Origin of the sequence: Bacteroides mediterraneensis (genome assembly GCF_900128455.1) — a bacterium.
GTDB lineage: Bacteria > Bacteroidota > Bacteroidia > Bacteroidales > Bacteroidaceae > Phocaeicola > Phocaeicola mediterraneensis.
Genome location: NZ_LT635783.1, coordinates 1,545,051 through 1,565,456, shown reverse-complemented (window position 1 = coordinate 1,565,456; position 20,406 = coordinate 1,545,051). Strand labels below are relative to the sequence as shown.

Genomic DNA, 20,406 nt, shown 5'->3' with positions numbered 1-20,406 from the left:
TGATTATTGTCGGATGGATTTAGTGGCGGCAATCAGGACACCTTCACACCTTTGGATTTTCTTGTCTGCCGTTTCTGCTGGGTTTCGTCCTTCGGTGCGGTCTGACCCTGCTGCAACGGCTCCTTCACGTGCTTGGTGGCCTCGTTGGTCTTGCCCTCGTTGTTCACGGCAAGCTGCGTCCTGCTCTCGTTCGACGGGGCGACGGTCTGCGCGAGGTCGGGATTCTGCGAGTAGGTCAGCGGACGCCCTTTCTCATGGCTGAATTTTAGGTACTTCGTGCAGGGCTGCCCTTGGTCGTCTTTCGCATTGGCAAGCACCACCGTCTTGCCTGCCACGTAGTCGGCGATTTGCTGTTCGTTGAACAGGTCGTCTTTCCATTTGCTTATCGGGCGGATGCTTCCGTCCTCGTTCGTCCACGAGCGGTTGCGCCGTTGCCTTTCGCCGTTTTCTTGCGTCTGCCCCTGTGCATCGGGATTGTCCTGCTGCTTGCTTTGACGCTGCGACTGCTGCTGACGTCGCTGCCCCGGCACGAACTCCACATCGCGTTTTTCGGCGCTCACCTGAAGTAATGCCTGAAATTTGCGCCCGTTGGATAATGTCACTTCTTTGGGCAGGGCAAGCCCGGCACGCAGGATGTCCATTTCTTCCTTTGTCAAGCCGGTCTGTCCGATTTGATAGGGGATGCGCACCTTGTCGGCAGGCACGTCCACGATTTCATTCGTCAGGCGGTCGATACTGATATACGACTGGCGCATTTCTCCGGTTCTCGTATCCGCCACATCCACCACCTTGCCTAAATTGCCCGTGCGTTTAAGGTTCTTCTTGTCCTCGTCCGTGAAGGTGTAGCCGTTGTGGGGGATGTCAAGGCGCGGCTCGTTACGGATAAAATGGGGTGTCAGTTTCAGTTTGCCGTCCTCCATTTTCTGAAACGAGAGGCGGGCTTGCAGCTCGTAGCTCTCGTAGCCGAAGGTCGGCTTCACCGTCACCAGCCCCGTCTTGCCGTAATTCATCAGGGCTTTCAAATCCTTTTCTGAAAGCTTTTCCTTGTCGATGCCGCATTTGAGCAGCTCATTCCAGTCCACTTGGTCGTCCGCTATCAGGTTCGGCTTCTCCTGTTTCTGCGGTTGCTGCTCATCTTGCGCTTCAGCCGTTTGAGGCTGTTGCACTTCCTGTTTCTGTTCTTCTTTTTTCTGTTCCATTTCTTCTGTCTTTTTAAGGGGTTCATTGTCGCTTTCTTGTTTTACATTCTCCATTTCCGCCTGCTTCCGGTATTCCGATGTGTCCACCTTGTGCGCCGCAAGCATTTCCGCGTTTGCCGCAGGGTCTTTCAGCAAATCCTTGATGACCGGCAGCACCGCATCCGCCATGTCCGCCGCCACCCGGTAGAAGCCGAAGCGTGTCGGCTCCTTGCACTGGCGGTAGAAGTTCCTGAAGAAGTTGTCCACCATGTCCCCGTGGCGGTCGAAGCGCAGGAAGTCCTGCGAGTGTTCCGCCTTTGCCGGAGCCGTCTTCGGATAGCCCTTGCTGTCCAGCCCGGCGACCACGCTGATTTCGCCCGTCTTCTCGTCGCGGACGACCAGCACGTCTTTCTCGTTTTTCTTTTTCTGTTCCATTTTCGATGTTTTTAATAATTATAGAATCACAGGCTTTCGCCGTTTTTTCTGTTTTCATTTCCCGTTGCCTTTTCTTTTTGCCTTGACCGGGGACTTTTTTTCCGCATTCTCTTTCATTTTCAGAATTTTCACCCCTCCTTGCACGACTTCCTCCATGTTCCGGTTGATGAAGTCCAGCACGTCTGACTCCGTATAGTAGCTCTTGCGGCTGATTTTCCGGTAGCGCAGTCCGTACTCGCTGCGGAAGCGTTGCAGCGACCGCTTGCTGGTGCGCAGCATCTCGCACAGGTCCTGATTGTCATACAGGCGCTCACCGTCCATGTACTTCACTCCGGCGGCATCCTTGTTTATCAGCACTGAGATGATTTTATCCTGACGGTCAAGTCGTTCCATGATGCGTTGCATCCATGCCTCGAACAATTCCCGCTCAATCATATTCCCGTCCTCCATCCCTTCCGCTCAACAGATAGTTCCGTCTGAACTCTTCCAGTGTCTGCGGGTTGCATTTCACGATTTTTGTCCGTACACATTCCTCCAGATCCGCGAGGCGGTAGCGGCATTTGTTCCGCATCATCACATAGGGGATAGTGCGGTCTTTGCGCATCCGTTGGAGCGTCCTTGTGCTGATTTTCAACAGGTCGGCGGTTTCCTCGCTGGTCAGCAGAATTTCCGGCTCCTCTTTGGGCACATTCTCTTTTTTGAATACATAAGCCGCTATCCGGTCGATTTTCGACATCATCGCTTTTACGACTTCATGGTCCATTGTTACTATTTCCATATCGTTCTTGTTTTTGATTACGCTGCAAAGATGTGCAATCTGCAAGAGGAGGATTATATAGTATGTACATACTACATAATGATTTTCTTGATTTTTCTTCCCGGAACGCAAGGTCGGGGCACAAAAATGCCCTGCCCGGCATTGCTGCACGGACAGGGCTTTATGGTTCATCCAGTCTGGACTGGTTTATACTTGGAGCAGACCGGATATACTCAGATTCATAATCCGGGAATCTTTTTCAGCTTATGAAAGTATCCTTTCCCATGTATAGGAACAAGGCAGATGGTTTCCGTTGGTAGGATTCTGCAAGTCGCGATGCCACCCATTTCCTGAACCGCTGACATGTCAGCCCGTTCATTTTGAATCCGAGGGCGATAACGATTCGCAAATTATACAGTTCTATGCTGCATGTTTTTCCCTTGTAGGTGAAACGCTCAATCTTTACATCCCGGTATTCGTCAAAATCCCCGGACTTTTTCAGGGCTTTCAGCCCTGCCCGTACCGTCTGGTAGAACACACCGTATGCCTTTACAATATCGTTTACCGTCATCCACACGTCACCGTCCGCCCCCGGTTCTATCCTTACAGAAATCCCCTCCGGTTTCCCCGGCGCAGGCTCTATCTCAAAAAATCCTTTTCTTGCCATACCGATATATTTTTTAAGTGATATAATTTTCCATATAAGCAGGGACGATTTGTCATTTCGCTGTTACAATCCGTTCAATGATTTACCGCTTGCAATGCAATGTTTTCGATGCCCTCCAGTTTCCCGGCAAGCATTTCCATGTCCTCACGTATTTTATCGTTGGTGATACGCGCATAAATCTGTGTGGTTTTTATGTTCGTATGTCCCAGCATCTTAGATACCGTTTCGATGGGAACACCCTTTGCCAACGTAGTTGTCGTAGCGAAAGTATGTCTTGCGAGGTGAAATGTTAAATTCTTTTTAATCCCGCATATGTCAGCAATTTCTTTCAGGTAAGAGTTAAGTTTTTGATTGCTTAATACAGGCAGCAACCGTCCGTCTGATAGTTTGTCCTCGTACTTTTTCAATATTGCCAAAGGAGTTTTCAGCAGGGGGAGATTGACCGCAGTGGAAGTTTTTTGCCTGTGCAGCCGCAACCATTGTTTCCCGTCGAATGAAATACAGACATTTTCTTTGGTAAGGTTCTTTACATCCACGTATGACAACCCCGTGAAGCAAGAAAAGATGAATACGTCTCGAACTTGTTCCAATCGACGCGAATTAAAGTCCTTTTGGAGAATACGCTCCAGTTCCTGCTCCGTCAGATAGCCCCTGTCCACCGCTTTCATGTGAATATGATAGTTTGCAAACGGGTCGATGGTTATCCATCCGTTGTTTTTGGCGATGAGGACTATCTTGCGGAATATCTGCATGAACTTGCCCGTAGTATTCTCGTTGCACCGGCTGACGGTACGGAGATAAAACTCGAAGTCCGTCACGAACTTGTGGTCAATCTCCCGCAGGGCGATGTCAGACACTTTATATTTCACTTTCATAAATTCTTCCAGCCGGCGGTAAGTCCGGTCATATTTCACCAGCGTAGCCGGAGCCTTGCTGATGCCGTTCAGTTTGGAAGCGTCCTCATTATGTTGCTTGAATAACTCCAACAGGGTCTGTTGCCTTACCTCGTACCCCAGAAACGCATTGCGTACCTTCTCCGCCGTGACAAACGAATCACGCGATTCCACGTACCGGTAATGATTGCTCAGGGCTGTGCGGATGTCCTCCAGCATAGAGTTCATCTGTCTTGCCTTGACACTGTTTCCTGCCGCTTTCCCGGCTTTCGTGTCCCACAATGACGGTTCTATGTCCAGTTTGGAACTGAACTGCACCATGTAACCGTTCACCGTCAGGCGGATCATGATACCCGCCTTGCCTGACTTGTTCAGGTAGTTTTTCCTCAGATAAAAGAGGATTCGGAATGTACTTTTGCTCATAAACCTTTTAATTTTGCTCCTTCGTTACAACTGTTACACATTGCCTGCAAAGGAAAGATTAATAATTGATTTACAAGCGGACATTTTAATGACAACAGACGACAAATCAGCGACTTACAAAGAAAATCGTTACAATTCCAAAAGCCCGTTTTTTCTGTAACGATTTGGTAACTCAACTTTGTCTGTTTGGGGAATTTGTTTGTCTTCAGAATGGCTCTAAAAAGAAAAAACAAAGCCCACAAATCATTGATTTTGTGGGCTTTGTCATTCGCTGGCTTTCAGATGTCTCTGAAGCCTTGCGGTGCGTACGGGACTTTAACTTACACAATCAAGAAATCTCATAAAACTGCAATATACTGATAATAATCAAGTTATTATAAATCGGCTATATTACTAAATATCATTAAATACCTTTTGCTATTTCAATTATTGGGTGTATATTTGGGTGTTGAATTTCAAACGCACCCAATTATGAATATCAAACGAAACATCATCTTTTCATTGGAAAGCCGGAAGAAGAACGGAGTGCCAATCGTGGAGAATGTCCCTATCCGTATGCGTGTGGTTTTCGCCAGCCACCGCATCGAGTTCACAACGGGCTACCGCATTGATGTCGCCAAATGGGATGCCGACAAGCAGCGGGTAAAGAACGGATGCACCAACAAGCTGAAGCAAAGCGCATCGGAAATCAATGCGGACTTGCTGAAATACTACACCGAAATACAGAATATCTTCAAGGAGTTCGAGGTGCAGGGATTCATGCCCACTACCGAACAGGTAAAGGATGCGTTCAACAGATTGCACGATGGGAAAAAGGAAGAGGAGGAAGCCCCGGTGGTGTTTCTTCCGTTGGAGGTGTTTGACGAGTTCATCAAAGAATGCGGTACGCAAAACGGCTGGTCAGATGCCACCTATGAGAAGTTTGCCGCAGTAAGGAAGCACCTTGAAAAGTTTGACAAGGGACTGACTTTTGAATCGCTGGACGAACCCAAGCTGACAAAGTATGTGAATTTCCTGAAAGATACCGAAGACATGCGGAACACATCCATCATGAAACAGGTCGCCTATCTGAAATGGTTCCTGCGCTGGTGTACCAAGAAAGGGTATTGCATGAACAATGCCTACGAAGATTTCAATCCCAAATTGCGGAGCACCCCGAAAAAGGTGATATTCCTCACGTGGGAAGAACTGAATAAACTCAAAAATTATCAGATACCCGACACAAAGCAATACCTTGAACGGGTGAGGGATGTCTTTCTGTTCTGCTGCTTCACCGGACTCCGGTATTCGGATGTGCATAACCTAAAGAAAAGCGACATCAGGGACGGATATATAGAAATCACCACCGTAAAGACCGCCGAAAGGCTTATCATCGAGTTGAACAACCACAGCAAGGCGATACTGGATAAATATAAAGATGTGGAGTTTGAGGGGCATAAGGCTCTCCCTGTCATCAGCAACCAGAAGATGAACGATTATTTGAAGGAGTTGGGCGAGCTTGCCGAAATCAACGAGCCAGTAAGCGAGACCTATTATAAAGGAAGCAGACGCATAGACACCATTACGCCCAAATATGCATTGTTGGGCACCCATGCCGGAAGAAGGACTTTCATCTGCAATGCTTTGGCTCTCGGCATTCCGGCTCAGGTGGTCATGAAATGGACGGGACACAGCGACTACAAGGCGATGAAACCTTACATTGACATCGCTGATGATGTGAAAGCCAATGCGATGAACAAATTCAACCAACTGTAAAAAACAATCATCAAGTCTCATGGAAAGCCTGTAATTCGGCTTATCTTTGTAACTTTCAATACATACAACAATGAGCAGTAACGATAACAACAATATAGAGAAAAGAAGTTTCGAGGCTTTCGTCAGTGCCATCGGTTCAGAAATAGAGCAGGCGCAAGTCCGGCTCATCAGTGCCGCCAATGCACAGATGCTGTTCCACTACTGGAAGATGGGCAATTACATATTGTACCACCAGAACCGACAAGGCTGGGGCGGCAAGGTCATCAAGAAACTGGCGCAGGCGATACGGTTCAATTATCCCGAAAAGAAAGGATATTCGGAACGCAACCTTACTTATATGTGCCAATTCGCAAGGTCGTATCCATTGAGTGTACTACGATGTTTTATTGAAACGGATGCAAGGCTGTCGCTTCCAAACATACGGAATGTAACAGATGAAGTCTTGAAATTAAACAACGGGCAATTTACGCAGGAGCTTACTGCGCAAATACAATCGGTTGATTTTCGAGAATTAGAATTTACGCAGGAAGTTCCTGCGCAAATTCAGAATGTGGCAAAAACCGTATCTGCCATTTATAGAACAGACATCGGAGATATAGAAAAACTGTTCCTTGCATCGCCTGTGGCAAGAATCAATTGGGCAAGCCAAATGGTCATGCTCAACAGTTCGCTTCCGCTGGGTGTGGAATACTGGTACATGAAGCAATCCGTGGAAATGGGCTGGAGCAGCAATGTCCTGAAAATGCAGATTGAAAGCAAACTGTATGAACGGCAAATCAACAGCCGTAAAGTCAATAATTTTACCGCCACGCTTCCCGCACCTCAAAGCGACCTTGCCAACTACCTGTTGAAAGACCCGTATATCTTTGACTTGGCAGGAGCCAAAGAACGTGCTGACGAAAGGGACATAGAGGAACAACTGGTGAAGCACGTTACCCGTTATCTTTTGGAAATGGGCAACGGATTCGCCTTTGTCGCAAGGCAGAAGCATTTCCAGATTGGCGACAGCGATTTCTATGCCGACCTGATTCTGTACAATATCAAGCTCCATGCATACGTGGTTGTGGAACTGAAAGCCACCCCGTTCAAACCGGAATACGCCGGACAGTTGAATTTCTACATCAATGTGGTGGACGACAAACTGAGGGGAGAAAATGACAACAAGACCATCGGGCTGCTGCTGTGCAAGGGCAAGGATGAGATTGTTGCGCAGTATGCACTGACAGGCTATGACCAGCCTATCGGCATCAGTGACTACCAACTCAGCAAGGCCGTACCAGAGAACCTGAAATCGGCATTGCCGAGCATAGAACAGGTGGAAGAAGAACTGACGATGCTTCTTGACAATGAAAAGAACAAACAAAAGTAAGACACCTATGGCAGACAAGATACAGACGATAATCCCCCGGTACGGAGAACTCAACAGAATATACAGGGACTATATAGACAATCACGTTTTCTCTTTTGACAGGCAGAAATTCATTTCGGATTTCTATCGGCAGTATAGTGACACAAAGTCTTTTGAAGCCGCTATCCTTGAACTGGTGCTTGACAGGCAAAAAGAACAATACACCTTGATACTCAGCAGCCTGAGAACCGAAATAGAAAAGAGCATACAGTCTTATGAAACGCACCCCATAAGTGACAGTGTGATAGAACGTGTTTGCTATCAGCACATGGAAAGGTATTCCCCTGAAATTAAAGCCCAACTGGATGTTACAAGAAGTCTGAGCAAGCCGCTGAATGAAGCCAACAACAAGTATGATTCCATTGGCTATAGGGAACATACCGCCGAAGAGGAAAAGCAGGCGGAGAAAGAATATGAACGCTGCAAGGCTGAATATGACAAGGAAAGAGCCATACTGAACGAACTCTATGACCAGCAAAAGGCTGCAAGGAAAGAGGCGTTCCAATATATGAAGAACCGTTGTACGGACATATACCGCCAAAGCCGCCTTTTTCTGGACATATTGAAAAAATACATTCCTGACGGGAAACGACAGGACGAGCCGGGCAACCCCATCAGCCAGCAGGAAACGACGGACGGACAACAAGAATATTTCAGCATGAAATTGCTTTCGCTCATTCATGAGGTATGTGTTGGAGAACAGTTCGAGGAAATTTCCGCACTGGATTTCTATGCCAATATGAACCTGCAACCCTGCAACTGCAAGTTGAGAATCAAACCGAGAGAGAAAATCCGTGTATGCTATCTGATATTCCTGATGGGCGAGAAACTCTCCAAGCAGGACAAGGACAAATGGAAAGCCGGGATACTGAAACTGCTGGATATTGATGACAGCTACTACAAGTCAAAGTACAAGGAGCCTGTTTCCGATTTTCCGAGTGACAGTAACCAGAAATTCGCCAAAGAAATGGAACATATATTCAGATAATCGGTGACATATCCTGATATTTTACGAAAGTTCCACTTTTACCACTCAAATTAATTTTTGAGTGGTATTTTTATTTACTGATATTCAATAAGATATATCAATATCCGGATTATACCGTCCCCATCCTTACCACCCATAACCCTACCTAATTTTGCATCGTTCGAGAACAGAAATAACAGCCAGTGCGCAGGGCTGATTGTTGAATCAAAAAAAGTAGAACTATGCAAAATCTACAAGAATTATTATCCAAACCCGTCTGGCAGATGACAGGCGAAGAGTTCATCATGTTAAGCAGGCACGCTTCCGTTCAGACGGAAGCGCAGCCACAGCCCGTAACGGACACAAACAGAAAGTATGTGTACGGAATACCCGGCATAGCCAGACTGTTCGGATGCAGCCTGCCCACCGCCAACCGCATAAAGAAAAGCGGAAAAATAGACAAGGCTATCACCCAGATAGGGCGCAAGATTATCGTGGATGCGGAACTTGCCCTTGAACTGGCAGGGAAGAAAACAGGCGGACGCAAGTAACGGGAGGAATTGCTATGGACTATATGAAAGACATCCGGGAAATATCGGACGAACAGGCGGTAATCCTCTGGCAAGCCTCACGGCTGAGCCTGTCGGGAAAATACGAGAAAGCGCCAGAAATCCTCAGCGTGAAAGGTTCTGTAATCGGCACGTTGGGAAATTTCAGTGCATCCATCGGCAAAGCCAAAAGCAAGAAGACATTCAATGTGTCGGCTATCGTGGCTGCGGCTTTGAAGAACGGCACGGTGCTCAGGTATGCGGCTGAACTTCCCGAAGCCAAGCGGAAAGTGCTGTATGTCGATACGGAGCAAAGCCCCCACCACTGCCTGAATGTGATGGAACGCATCATGCGCATGGCAGGGCTGCCCGATGACAGGGACAACGAGAACCTTGAGTTCCTTGCCCTGCGGAAATATACGCCGGAGCAACGCATAAGGATTGTCGAACAGGCAATCTACCATACACCGAACCTCGGTATGGTGGTGATAGACGGTATCCGTGACATGGTGTATGACATCAACAGCCCCAGCGAATCGACACGCATCATATCGAAACTGATGCAGTGGACGGACGACAGGCAGATACATATCCACACGATACTCCACCAGAACAAGGGGGATGAGAACGCAAGGGGACATATCGGCACGGAACTGAACAACAAGGCTGAAACCGTGCTGCTCGTTGAAAAGGACAAAAGCAACGGGGACATCAGCAAGGTTTCCGCCATGCACATCCGTGCGATGGACTTCGAGCCGTTTGCCTTCCGCGTCAATGACAAGGCACTGCCTGAACTGATAGAGGATTACCAGACAGAAGCCAAAACACCCGGCAGACCCCAAGGCGAAAGGTTCGATGCCTGCAAGGACATTTCCGAGCAACAACACCGGATAGCACTGGAAGCAGCATTTTCGTTACAGGACGAATACGGATATAAGGAACTGAGCAAAGCATTGAAAGAGTCGTATGCCTTGGTGGGTGTTCTGTTAAGCGACAACAAGCTGGTCAAACTCATCACAGTGTTGAAGAACAAGCGGATGATAGTGCAGGAGAACGGCAGGAAGTACAGGTACGAACCGGATTTCCACTATTGACACGCTTCCTGCAATCACTTCACTTTATTCTCCGGGTCTATATATTAGGATAAAGCGAAGTGGTTGCAGGGACACATCAAACCGCTTCACTTTAAGCCGTATCCTATATATACGACAATAAAGTGAAGTGGTTATACAGCCAGTAACCTATATGAAAAGGTACTGGCGAAAAGAAAAACAAACGATAACCGATAAAGACAATCATTTATGGACATACAGACAGCAAAACAAATCAGGCTGGAAGAGTATCTTCACAGCTTGGGATATAGCCCGGTGAAGCGGCAGGGCATCAATCTCTGGTATAAATCGCCGTTCAGGGAAGAAACCGAAGCATCGTTCAAGGTGAACACCGAGCGGAACCAATGGTACGATTTTGCGCTCGGCAAGGGCGGCAACATCATCGCACTGGCTTCGCACCTCTATGCAACGGACAGTGTGCCGTACCTTTTGAAACGCATAGAGGAACAGGCACCGCACGTGCGTCCCGTCTCTTTCTCTTTTCGCAAGCAGTCCTTTACGGAGCCGAGTTTCCTGCAGTTGGAAACCGTGCCGCTATCTTCCCCTGCCTTGCTCGCCTATTTGCAGGAAAGGGGTATCAATCCGGTACTGGCGAAAAGAGAATGCAGGGAAGCACGGTTTACGCACAACGGCAAGCGGTACTTCGCCATTGCGTTTCCGAATATATCGGGCGGCTATGAGATACGCAACCGATATTTCAAGGGCTGTATCGCGCCGAAAGAAATATCCCATATCAGACAATCGGGAGAACAAAGGAACACGTGTTACGTTTTTGAGGGATTTATGGACTACCTCTCATTTCTGACCCTGCGGCTTGAAAGCTGTCCGCAATGCCCCGATTTCGACAGGCAGGATTACATGATTCTTAATTCCGTAGCCAATGTTTCCAAGGCACTCTACCCGTTGGGAAGCTATGAGCGCATCCACTGCTTTTTTGACAATGACCGTGCAGGAATGGAAGCCCTTCAACAAATCCGCAAGGAATACGACAGCACCCGGCATATACGGGACGCTTCCCAAATCTACTGCGGATGCAAAGACCTGAACGAGTATTTGCAGAAGCGCATGGCTGATGGAAAAGAGCAAATGCAATCCGTCAGAAAGAGGAGTGACACGCTATCCAAGAAACCGAAAGTCTTCCGGTTATAGCCCACTATAACTACACGCTTCGCTTTCGTAGTTGTGGGCTCTCCCGAGGGGCTTAGGACGCTGCCCTAAGAACCCGGCAAGGGCTTTCAGCCCTATGCAACCCGACCAAAGAGTGACCCTCTCTTTGGAAACTCCGCTTATGGGTCGCACCCCTAAGAACCCCTTTGCGGTTATGAGCGGAAAGCAGCAAACCAAATTAGTAATAACCGAATCAAAGATTGAAAAGATGGCAACAAAATCAAGCATACATGTCAAGCCTTGCAACGTGGCATCAAGCGAGGCTCATAACCGAAGGACTGCCGAGTATATGCGCAACATCGGCAAGTCCAAAATCTATATCGTGCCCGAACTTACAGCCGATAATGGACAATGGATAAATCCGGATTTCGGCAGTCCCGAATTGCAGACGCACTATGAGAACATCAAACGCATGGTCAAGGAAAAGACAGGACGCGCCATGCAGGAAAAGGAGCGTGAACGCAAAGGAAAAAACGGCAAGATTATCAAGGTGGCGGGATGTTCACCCATCCGTGAGGGAGTCTTGCTCATCAGACAGGACACCACTTTGGCAGATGTGCGTAGGTTTGGCGAGGAGTGCCAAAGGCGATGGGGCATCACACCGCTTCAAATCTTCCTGCACAAGGACGAGGGGCATTGGCTGAACGGTCAGCCCGAAGTGGATGACAAGGAGAGTTTCCAAGTAGGCGAAAGATGGTTCAAGCCCAATTACCATGCCCATATCGTATTCGATTGGATGAACCACGATACAGGCAAGAGCCGCAAACTCAATGACGAGGATATGACCGAAATGCAGAGTTTGGCATCCGACATCCTGCTGATGGAGCGTGGACAGTCAAAGGCCGTAACAGGCAAAGAACATCTGGAGAGGAACGATTTTATCATTGAGAAGCAGAAAGCCGAACTGCAACGCATGGATGCTGCAAAACGGCACAAAGAAGAACAGATAAATCTTGCCGAACAGGAACTCCGTCAGGTGAAATCGGAGATACGCACGGACAAGCTCAAAGGCGCAGCCACCGATGCCGCTACGGTCATAGTAAGCGGAGTGGGTTCTCTTTTCGGTAGCGGAAAAATGAAGAAACTGGAACAATCCAATGCAGAACTGCATCAGGAAATTGCCAAACGGGACACGGGAATTGATGACTTGAAAGCCCAAATGCGGCACATGCAGGAACAGCACGGCAGGCAGATACGCAACCTGCAAGGAATACACAAGCAGGAGCTTGAAGCCAAAGACAAGGAAATATCACGGCTGAATGCTATTCTTGAAAAGGCGTTCAAATGGTTCCCGATGCTCAAAGAAATGTTGAGAATGGAAAAGCTATGCTCTGCCATCGGCTTCACCAAAGAAATGATAGAGAGCCTTCTGACGAAGAAAGAGGCTATCAGGTGCAATGGCAGGATTTATTCCGAAGAGCACAGACGGAAGTTTGACATCAGGAATGATATTTTCAAAGTGGAAAAGAATCCGACCAATGACAGTAAACTGGTACTGACCATAAACAGGCAACCGATTGGCGAATGGTTCAAAGAACAATGGGAGAAACTTCGGCAAGGTTTACGAAAAACAGAAGAGCCAAGAAAAAGTAGAGGATTCAAGTTATGATGTAACGAGGGCTGAAAAAGCTGGGGGAATTGATCCTCCAGCTTTTAATTATGATTTTGAAATAGCATCAAGAATAGATAAGTCATGAATATCCTTATCCCGAAATTCATATCCCGAATGGAATATCTTTTGCCCTTTCAATGAAATACATGGAATAACCCTGCCATCCAAAGTAGTTTCACCAAAATAGTCCGACTGAAATTCATACCAACCACCTTGCAAATCCGCTTGTCTGGATGTACCATCCTCATTCAATATAAACGGGTGTATGTCTATATACCCTAATTCGACGCTGTATAATTCCATCCTCGCAGGAAGCCAGTCCGTTTCTATGACGAAACCATTTTCCTGAAGAAAGGCAATCAAATTGTCGGTATAACGGCTGTCAAAATCAATATCCACATCTCTATGGATTCTGGTTTGCCCTCCATGCAGGGCATCTACGCCCCATCCTCCATCGAGCCAATACTTCACGCCTGTACTTTCCAATAAATCCAATATTTGGAATAAGTCTGAAATCGTAATGTGTTCTTTTTTTGCCATAATAAACGATGTCTTTGTGATAAATATGTTATTGCAGAGATTTTATCGAAGAGATGAAACACGCGGCTACTCCGACCGCTCCAATGAGCGTCCCACAGATTACAAACAAGGTTGCAATACTCATGTTTTCAGCCAAATATCCCGATACCAATATCCCCAACAAGGAAGAGAGCGTGCTCAGACTACATATCAAAGAAAACGTGCGCCCGAGAATTTCCGAAGCGATATTCTGCTGGACAACAGCAACGAACAAGGCGTGATAAATGGCATAAGCAATACCCCCGGCAAACATCAGGCACATAAATCCTATGAACGCATCGACTGGTAAAAAACTTTTATACTCTCCCTTTATAATCATAAATAATACGAAAACACCCAACTTTACATTCTTGGGTGTAAAATCGGGTGTTTAATTTGTAAAACATTGATTTTCAATGTTTATTGCGGTGCGTACGGGACTCGAACCCGTGACCCCATGCGTGACAGGCATGTATTCTAACCAACTGAACTAACGCACCATTAAGTTTTTCTTTCGTTGCTTTCTCTCTCGATTGCGGTTGCAAAGGTAGTACAATTTTTTGAACCTGCAATAGCTTCCTGAAAAAAAATTCCATGGAAGCCACACAAACTAAATATGAGAAATAGGGAAAATCACTCCTCACTGCTCCATCTTGTCAGAAAAAGAAAGCAGGCACCAAACTTTTCGTTGCGTTTATTAGGAGATTGATTATAATTCGTTACTTTTGCAGAAACAATTTTTTCCTACAAAAAAAATAGTACAGAATGAAAATCGCCATCATAAAATACAATGCCGGCAACCTTTTTTCAGTAGACTGTGCCCTGAAACGTCTGGGTGTGGAACCCATCATCACCCACGACAAGGAAATGCTGCTCAGTGCCGACAAGGTCATTTTTCCGGGAGTGGGCGAAGCGCGCACTACCATGGATTACTTGAAAGGATGCGGACTGGACCAGCTCATCAAGGACCTCAAGCAACCGGTTCTGGGTATCTGCCTGGGCATGCAGCTGCTCTGCCGCCATTCCGAGGAAGGAGACGTCGACTGTCTGGGCATCTTCGACGCGGAAGTGAAGAAATTCCAGCCAACCCATCCGGAGGACAAAGTGCCCCACATGGGATGGAACACACTTTCGCATCTCCGCAGTCCGCTGTTCCAAGGACTCAAGGAGGAAGAATTCGTGTATTTCGTCCATAGTTTCTATGTGCCGGTCAACGAGTTTACGGCGGCTACTACGGAATATATCACTCCGTTCAGTGCAGCACTGCACAAGGACAATTTCTATGCCACCCAGTTCCATCCGGAAAAGAGTGGAAAGGTGGGCGAATGTATCCTGCGCAACTTCCTGAATCTTTAATATTTCACTCAATTTGCATCAAGAACATCCTATGATAGAACTTATACCTGCCATCGATGTCATCGACGGCAAATGCGTACGACTTTCACAAGGAGACTACCAGTCGAAAAAGGTGTACAACGAGAATCCGGTGGAAGTGGCCAAAATGTTTGAAGCACACGGCATCCGTCGGCTACACGTGGTAGACCTGGACGGAGCGGCTTCCAAACACATCGTGAATTACAAGGTACTGGAAGCGCTGGCCGGACAGACCTCACTGGTCATCGACTTCGGTGGAGGTATCAAAAGTGATGAAGACTTGCACATTGCTTTCGAGAGCGGAGCGCAAATGGTTACCTTGGGCAGTATCGCCGTGAAGGAGCCGGATACGTTCGGCCGCTGGATGGAGACCTATGGTAGCGAACGTATTATCCTGGGAGCGGATGCCAAGGATGGAAAAATCGCCGTGAACGGCTGGCTGGAATGTAGCCAGATGGAACTGATACCTTTCCTCGACGAATACATCAAGAAGGGGGTCACGAAAGTGCTCTGCACGGACATCTCCCGCGACGGCATGCTCAACGGACCATCCATCGACTTGTACAAGGAAATTATCCAGGCGCATCCCGACCTGCATCTGATTGCCAGCGGAGGCATCAGCGGCATGAAGGACATTGAAGCACTGGAAGAGGCCGGCATCCCGGCGGTGGTATTCGGAAAGGCTTTTTACGAGGGACGCATCACCCTACAGGATTTAAAGGCTTTCCTTCCTTAAAACTTATTCAAGAAACAAAACTATGTTAGCAAAGAGAATCATACCTTGTCTGGACATCAAGGACGGACAGACAGTGAAGGGAACCAACTTCGTCAATCTGCGGCAGGCCGGCGACCCGGTAGAACTGGGAAAGGCATACAGCGAACAAGGGGCGGACGAGCTGGTATACCTGGACATTACGGCCAGCCACGAGGGCCGGAAAACATTTACGGAACTGGTGAAACGCATCTCGGCGGAAATCAATATCCCGTTTACGGTGGGAGGCGGCATCCATGAACTGAGCGACGTGGAACGGCTTCTGAACGCCGGAGCGGACAAGGTGTCCATCAACTCCTCTGCCCTCCGCAACCCGCAGCTCATTGATGACATTGCTCTCCATTTCGGCTCACAGGTATGCGTGGTGGCCATCGATGCGCGCCAGACTCCGCAGGGCTGGAAATGTTACCTCAACGGAGGACGGCTGGAGACCGACCGTTTCCTGATGGAATGGGCGGAAGAGGCCAACCGCCGGGGCGCAGGAGAAATCCTGTTCACGAGCATGGACCACGACGGAGTGAAGGAAGGATATGCCAATGAGGCACTGGCCGAACTGGCTGAACGACTGACCATCCCGGTCATCGCTTCGGGAGGCGCCGGAAAGAAAGAACACTTCCGCGATGCGTTTACACTGGGAAAAGCCAACGCCGCACTCGCTGCCAGCGTTTTTCACTTCGGAGAGATACGGATTCCCGAATTAAAAGATTACCTTTGCAAAGAAGGCGTCACCGTGCGCAGATAAAAACATGTTTAACCACTTATTATATATTAAATAAAGAATTATGGAACTGGATTTCGAGAAAATGAATGGCCTGATTCCGGCCATCATCCAAGATAACTACACACAGAAAGTGTTGATGCTGGGCTTCATGAACAAGGAAGCCTACGAGAAGACCGTGGAAACGGGAAAGGTGACTTTCTTCAGCCGTACGAAAAACCGCCTGTGGACCAAAGGTGAACAGAGCGGCAACTTCCTGCACGTGGTATCCATTAAGGCAGACTGCGACAACGACACCTTGCTCATCATGGTACACCCGGACGGCCCTGTCTGTCACACAGGCACCGACACTTGCTGGGGTGAAAAGAACGAGCAGGACATCATGTTCCTGAAGGAGCTGCAGGATTTCATTGACCGACGCCGCCAGGAGATGCCGGATAAATCCTACACGACCAGCCTGTTCAATTCGGGTGTCAACAAGATGGCGCAGAAAGTGGGCGAAGAGGCTGTGGAAACGATCATCGAGGCCTGCAACGGTACCGACGAACGGTTGATTTACGAAGGAGCCGACTTGCTGTATCACCTGATTGTATTACTCACCTACAAGGGATACCGCATTGAAGACTTGGCCCGTGAACTGAAAGAACGCCACAGCGCGAACTGGAAAAAACATTAATGGAAAGAATGGAAGCACAACCGCTTATCACATATCAGCATGTCAGCATCAGCCTGCAGGGGCAGGAAATTCTTTCAGACATCAACTTTGAATTGAAGAAAGGAGAATTCATCTACCTTATCGGAAAGGTGGGCAGCGGAAAATCAACTTTCCTGAAGACCCTCTACGGGGAAGTGGAAATCGACAACGGAGAGGCTCAGGTATTGGGATATTCTGTCCGACACATGAAAAGGAAAGACCTCCCTACCCTGCGCCGGAAATTGGGCATCGTGTTTCAGGACTTCCAGCTGCTGACCGACCGTACCGTACACGAGAACCTGAAATTCGTGCTCAAGGCTACGGGATGGAAAAACCGTGTGGAAATAGAAAAACGTATCGAAGAGGTGCTCCGACAGGTGGGCATGGAAAACAAAGGATACAAAATGCCCAACGAACTTTCCGGAGGTGAACAGCAGCGTATTGTCATCGCACGGGCCATCCTGAACCAGCCGGACATCATCCTGGCCGACGAACCGACGGGAAATCTCGACGTGGAAACCGGCCGGCACATCGTGGAACTGTTACAAGAAATTTGCCGGCAAGGGTCGGCCATCATCATGACCACGCACAACCTGAACCTGCTGTCGGAATACCCGGGAAAAGTGTATAAATGTGAGCACCATCGCCTGACAGAAACCGCAAATTCATAAAAAAGACAAAGGAGTAAAAGGAATTTTGCCAAAATGAACTTAAAATAGGGTTTTTATTACTACATTTGCTCCCGAAAATAATTAATTATAAAACATTTTAAATTCGAAACGTAAAATGAAAGTTTTAAAGTTTGGAGGTACATCCGTAGGTTCCGCACAAAGAATGAAGGATGTGGCCAAATTAATCAATGACGGCGAACAGAAAATTGTAGTCCTGTCTGCCATGTCGGGTACGACGAACACATTGGTTGAAATTTCGGATTATCTGTACAAGAAAAATCCAGAAGGTGCAAATGAAATCATCAATAGACTGGAATCTAAATACAAACAGCACATTGATGAGTTGTATTCTACCGAAGAATATAAACAGAAGACACTGGATTTTGTAAAATCGGTTTTTGATTACATTCGTTCTTACACGAAAGACATATTTACTTTGTTCGAAGAAAAGGTCATCCTGGCACAAGGAGAAATCATCTCTACAAACATGGTGACAAATTATTTGTGCGAACAGGGCGTGAAGGCGGTACTGATTCCGGCACTGGAATACATGCGCACGGACAAAAACAGTGAACCGGACCTGACGTACATCCGCGAGAAACTGAACGCACAGCTGGAAGCCAATCCGGGTTATGAGATTTATATCACGCAGGGATTTATCTGCCGCAACGCATACGGTGAAATCGACAACTTGCAGCGCGGAGGAAGCGACTATACGGCTTCTCTGATTGGAGCAGCCATCAACGCGTCTGAAATCCAGATTTGGACGGACATCGACGGTATGCACGACAATGATCCGCGCGTAGTGGACAAGACATCTCCTGTCCGTCAGCTGCACTTTGAAGAGGCTGCCGAACTGGCTTACTTCGGTGCCAAGATTCTGCATCCAACCTGCATCCAGCCGGCCAAATATGCCAACATCCCGGTACGTCTGCTGAACACCATGGAACCATCGGCTCCGGGTACGCTGATTTCAAACGATACGGAAAAAGGCAAAATCAAGGCGGTAGCTGCCAAAGACAACATCACAGCCATCAAAATCAAATCCAGCCGTATGCTGCTGGCTCACGGTTTCCTGCGCAAGGTGTTCGAAATCTTCGAAAGCTACCAGACGGCCATCGACATGGTTTGTACTTCAGAAGTAGGTGTGTCCATGTCTATCGACAACACGAAGCACTTGAATGAGATTGTGAACGACCTGAAGAAATACGGTACGGTGACAGTAGACCATGACATGTGTATCGTTTGCGTAGTGGGCGACCTGGAATGGGAAAACGTAGGTTTTGAGGCAAAGGCACTCGATGCCATGCGCGAAATCCCGGTGCGTATGATTTCATTCGGCGGAAGCAACTACAACATCTCTTTCCTGATTCGGGAGGCAGACAAGAAGAGAGCGCTTCAGTCATTGAGCGACGTGCTGTTCAACGGCAACAAGAAATAAAATACATTTCTATACAGCGAAAAGCGGAGGATACGGTCAAAGCCGCATCGTCCGCTTTTTTATCCTCTATATCAATCCAAAACAACTAAACTCACATGAAAGCAAATTTTCCAATAACACGTTTCAGGGAACTTGAAACCCCGTTTTATTATTATGACGCAAACCTGCTGCGTGAAACCTTGGACAAAATCAAGGAGGAAGCAGGAAAATATAATAAATTCTGTGTGCATTATGCCGTAAAAGCCAATGCCAATCCCAAAATCCTGCGTATCATCCGCGAAAGCGGACTGGGAGCCGACTGTGTGAGCGGCGGTGAAATTCAGGCAGCCATCCAAGCCGGATTCCCGGCCAGCAAGATTGTCTATGCCGGCGTGGGAAAGACTGACAAGGAAATCAATCTGGGACTGGATTATGACATTTTCTGCTTCAACGTAGAGTCCATTCCGGAACTGGAGGTCATCAATGAACTGGCTGCGGCCAAGAACAAGATTGCCCGCGTAGCATTCCGTATCAACCCGGATGTAGGTGCACATACACATGCCAACATCACTACCGGTCTGGCCGAAAACAAATTCGGCATCAGCATGCAGGACATGGACCACATCATCGACCTGGCACTGGAGATGAAAAACGTGAAGTTCGTGGGACTGCATTTCCACATCGGCTCACAAATTCTTGACATGGGCGACTTCGTGGCGCTCTGCAACCGCGTGAACGAACTGCAGGAGAAACTGTATGCCCGCCAGATTATCGTGGAACACATCAACGTGGGTGGCGGACTGGGCATCGACTATGCACATCCTAACCGCCAGCCGATTCCGGACTTCGCCGAGTACTTCGCTACCTATCACAAGCACCTGCGCCTGCGCCCGCAACAGACACTTCACTTTGAACTAGGACGCTCGGTAGTGGGACAATGCGGAAGCCTCATCACCAAAGTGACTTACGTGAAACAAGGCACAAACAAGCAGTTTGCCATCGTAGACGCGGGTATGACCGACCTGATTCGCCCGGCTTTATACCAGGCTTACCACAAGATTGAAAACCTGACTTCGGAAGAAGCGGTAGAGACTTACGACGTGGTAGGGCCTATCTGTGAATCATCCGACGTGTTCGGCAAGGCCATCGACCTGAACAAGGTACACCGTGGCGACCTCATTGCCCTGCGTTCGGCCGGAGCTTACGGAGAAATCATGGCTTCAGGCTATAACTGCCGCCCGCTGCCAAAAGGCTATACATCGGATGAACTGGTGTAA

General features: G+C 48.0%; 21 protein-coding genes and 1 tRNA gene. 15 read left to right on the top strand and 7 right to left on the bottom strand.

All coding sequences use genetic code 11. From position 1 onward, the window contains the following. Positions 1-32: 32 nt before the first annotated feature. The 5 genes from BQ7480_RS06220 to BQ7480_RS06200 form a co-directional block, all read right to left on the bottom strand. Complete coding sequence (locus BQ7480_RS06220; protein ID WP_072542164.1) at positions 33-1,613, bottom strand: DUF4099 domain-containing protein; 1,581 nt, start codon at positions 1,611-1,613, stop codon at positions 33-35. A 54-nt stretch (positions 1,614-1,667) separates the two neighbouring features. Beyond that, the gene (locus BQ7480_RS06215; protein WP_130070802.1) at positions 1,668-2,048 is read right to left on the bottom strand and encodes a helix-turn-helix domain-containing protein; all 381 of its coding nucleotides are present in this window, start codon (positions 2,046-2,048) and stop codon (positions 1,668-1,670) included. After that, positions 2,041-2,391, bottom strand: a complete 351-nt coding sequence (locus tag BQ7480_RS06210; RefSeq protein WP_072543929.1) for a helix-turn-helix domain-containing protein — start codon at positions 2,389-2,391, stop codon at positions 2,041-2,043. Before BQ7480_RS06210 ends, BQ7480_RS06215 begins: the two co-directional genes overlap by 8 nt. Positions 2,392-2,629: 238 nt before the next feature. After that, positions 2,630-3,037: a BRO-N domain-containing protein gene (locus BQ7480_RS06205; RefSeq protein WP_072542162.1), complete on the bottom strand. Its 408-nt coding sequence runs from the start codon at positions 3,035-3,037 to the stop codon at positions 2,630-2,632. 74 nt (positions 3,038-3,111) lie between these two features. Beyond that, the gene (locus tag BQ7480_RS06200) at positions 3,112-4,353 is read right to left on the bottom strand and encodes a site-specific integrase (protein WP_072542161.1); all 1,242 of its coding nucleotides are present in this window, start codon (positions 4,351-4,353) and stop codon (positions 3,112-3,114) included. Positions 4,354-4,824: 471 nt separating this feature from the next. Here BQ7480_RS06200 and BQ7480_RS06195 point away from each other — a divergent pair, with 471 nt between their 5' ends. The 7 genes from BQ7480_RS06195 (at position 4,825) to BQ7480_RS06165 (ending at position 12,919) form a co-directional block, all read left to right on the top strand. Continuing rightward, positions 4,825-6,108, top strand: coding sequence for a site-specific integrase (locus tag BQ7480_RS06195; protein ID WP_072542160.1), 1,284 nt, complete (start codon positions 4,825-4,827; stop codon positions 6,106-6,108). 70 nt (positions 6,109-6,178) lie between these two features. After that, positions 6,179-7,477: a PDDEXK nuclease domain-containing protein gene (locus BQ7480_RS06190; RefSeq protein ID WP_072542159.1), complete on the top strand. Its 1,299-nt coding sequence runs from the start codon at positions 6,179-6,181 to the stop codon at positions 7,475-7,477. Positions 7,478-7,484: 7 nt separating this feature from the next. Beyond that, positions 7,485-8,504 (top strand): hypothetical protein, encoded by a 1,020-nt coding sequence (locus BQ7480_RS06185; RefSeq protein WP_072542158.1) that lies wholly within the window; start codon positions 7,485-7,487, stop codon positions 8,502-8,504. A gap of 221 nt (positions 8,505-8,725) precedes the next feature. Further along, positions 8,726-9,034, top strand: coding sequence for a DUF3853 family protein (locus tag BQ7480_RS06180; RefSeq protein WP_025066904.1), 309 nt, complete (start codon positions 8,726-8,728; stop codon positions 9,032-9,034). Between the two features lie 14 nt (positions 9,035-9,048). Beyond that, complete coding sequence (locus BQ7480_RS06175; protein WP_072542157.1) at positions 9,049-10,125, top strand: AAA family ATPase; 1,077 nt, start codon at positions 9,049-9,051, stop codon at positions 10,123-10,125. A gap of 207 nt (positions 10,126-10,332) precedes the next feature. Continuing rightward, entirely contained in the window at positions 10,333-11,292 is a 960-nt protein-coding gene (locus tag BQ7480_RS06170; protein WP_072542156.1) for a toprim domain-containing protein, read from the top strand. 226 nt (positions 11,293-11,518) lie between these two features. After that, complete coding sequence (locus BQ7480_RS06165; protein WP_072543928.1) at positions 11,519-12,919, top strand: mobilization protein; 1,401 nt, start codon at positions 11,519-11,521, stop codon at positions 12,917-12,919. Between the two features lie 48 nt (positions 12,920-12,967). Here the strand turns inward: BQ7480_RS06165 and BQ7480_RS06160 are convergent, their stop codons facing one another. Then, positions 12,968-13,462, bottom strand: a complete 495-nt coding sequence (locus tag BQ7480_RS06160; RefSeq protein ID WP_072542155.1) for a nucleotidyltransferase domain-containing protein — start codon at positions 13,460-13,462, stop codon at positions 12,968-12,970. Positions 13,463-13,487: 25 nt separating this feature from the next. Between BQ7480_RS06160 and BQ7480_RS17715 the strand changes: the two genes are divergently transcribed. Further along, entirely contained in the window at positions 13,488-13,790 is a 303-nt protein-coding gene (locus BQ7480_RS17715) for a hypothetical protein (protein ID WP_139255732.1), read from the top strand. Between the two features lie 116 nt (positions 13,791-13,906). Here BQ7480_RS17715 and BQ7480_RS06150 read toward each other — a convergent pair. Next, positions 13,907-13,980: transfer RNA gene (locus tag BQ7480_RS06150), tRNA-Asp, on the bottom strand. Positions 13,981-14,245: 265 nt separating this feature from the next. On the opposite strand from BQ7480_RS06150, the gene hisH reads away from it, so the two are divergent. The 7 genes from hisH to lysA all read left to right on the top strand — a co-directional run bounded on the left by hisH (position 14,246) and on the right by lysA (position 20,406). Next, entirely contained in the window at positions 14,246-14,836 is a 591-nt protein-coding gene (hisH, locus tag BQ7480_RS06145) for an imidazole glycerol phosphate synthase subunit HisH (protein ID WP_072542153.1), read from the top strand. 31 nt (positions 14,837-14,867) lie between these two features. Next, on the top strand, positions 14,868-15,590 hold the full coding sequence (hisA, locus tag BQ7480_RS06140; RefSeq protein ID WP_072542152.1) for a 1-(5-phosphoribosyl)-5-[(5-phosphoribosylamino)methylideneamino]imidazole-4-carboxamide isomerase: 723 nt from the start codon (positions 14,868-14,870) through the stop codon (positions 15,588-15,590). Positions 15,591-15,612: 22 nt separating this feature from the next. After that, on the top strand, positions 15,613-16,368 hold the full coding sequence (gene hisF, locus BQ7480_RS06135) for an imidazole glycerol phosphate synthase subunit HisF (RefSeq protein WP_072542151.1): 756 nt from the start codon (positions 15,613-15,615) through the stop codon (positions 16,366-16,368). 40 nt (positions 16,369-16,408) lie between these two features. After that, positions 16,409-17,020, top strand: coding sequence for a bifunctional phosphoribosyl-AMP cyclohydrolase/phosphoribosyl-ATP diphosphatase HisIE (gene hisIE / locus BQ7480_RS06130; protein WP_072542150.1), 612 nt, complete (start codon positions 16,409-16,411; stop codon positions 17,018-17,020). Between the two features lie 8 nt (positions 17,021-17,028). After that, the gene (locus tag BQ7480_RS06125; protein WP_072543927.1) at positions 17,029-17,709 is read left to right on the top strand and encodes a cell division ATP-binding protein FtsE; all 681 of its coding nucleotides are present in this window, start codon (positions 17,029-17,031) and stop codon (positions 17,707-17,709) included. Between the two features lie 115 nt (positions 17,710-17,824). Continuing rightward, positions 17,825-19,150, top strand: coding sequence for an aspartate kinase (locus tag BQ7480_RS06120; RefSeq protein WP_022353823.1), 1,326 nt, complete (start codon positions 17,825-17,827; stop codon positions 19,148-19,150). 95 nt (positions 19,151-19,245) lie between these two features. Then, positions 19,246-20,406, top strand: a complete 1,161-nt coding sequence (gene lysA / locus BQ7480_RS06115) for a diaminopimelate decarboxylase (protein WP_072542149.1) — start codon at positions 19,246-19,248, stop codon at positions 20,404-20,406.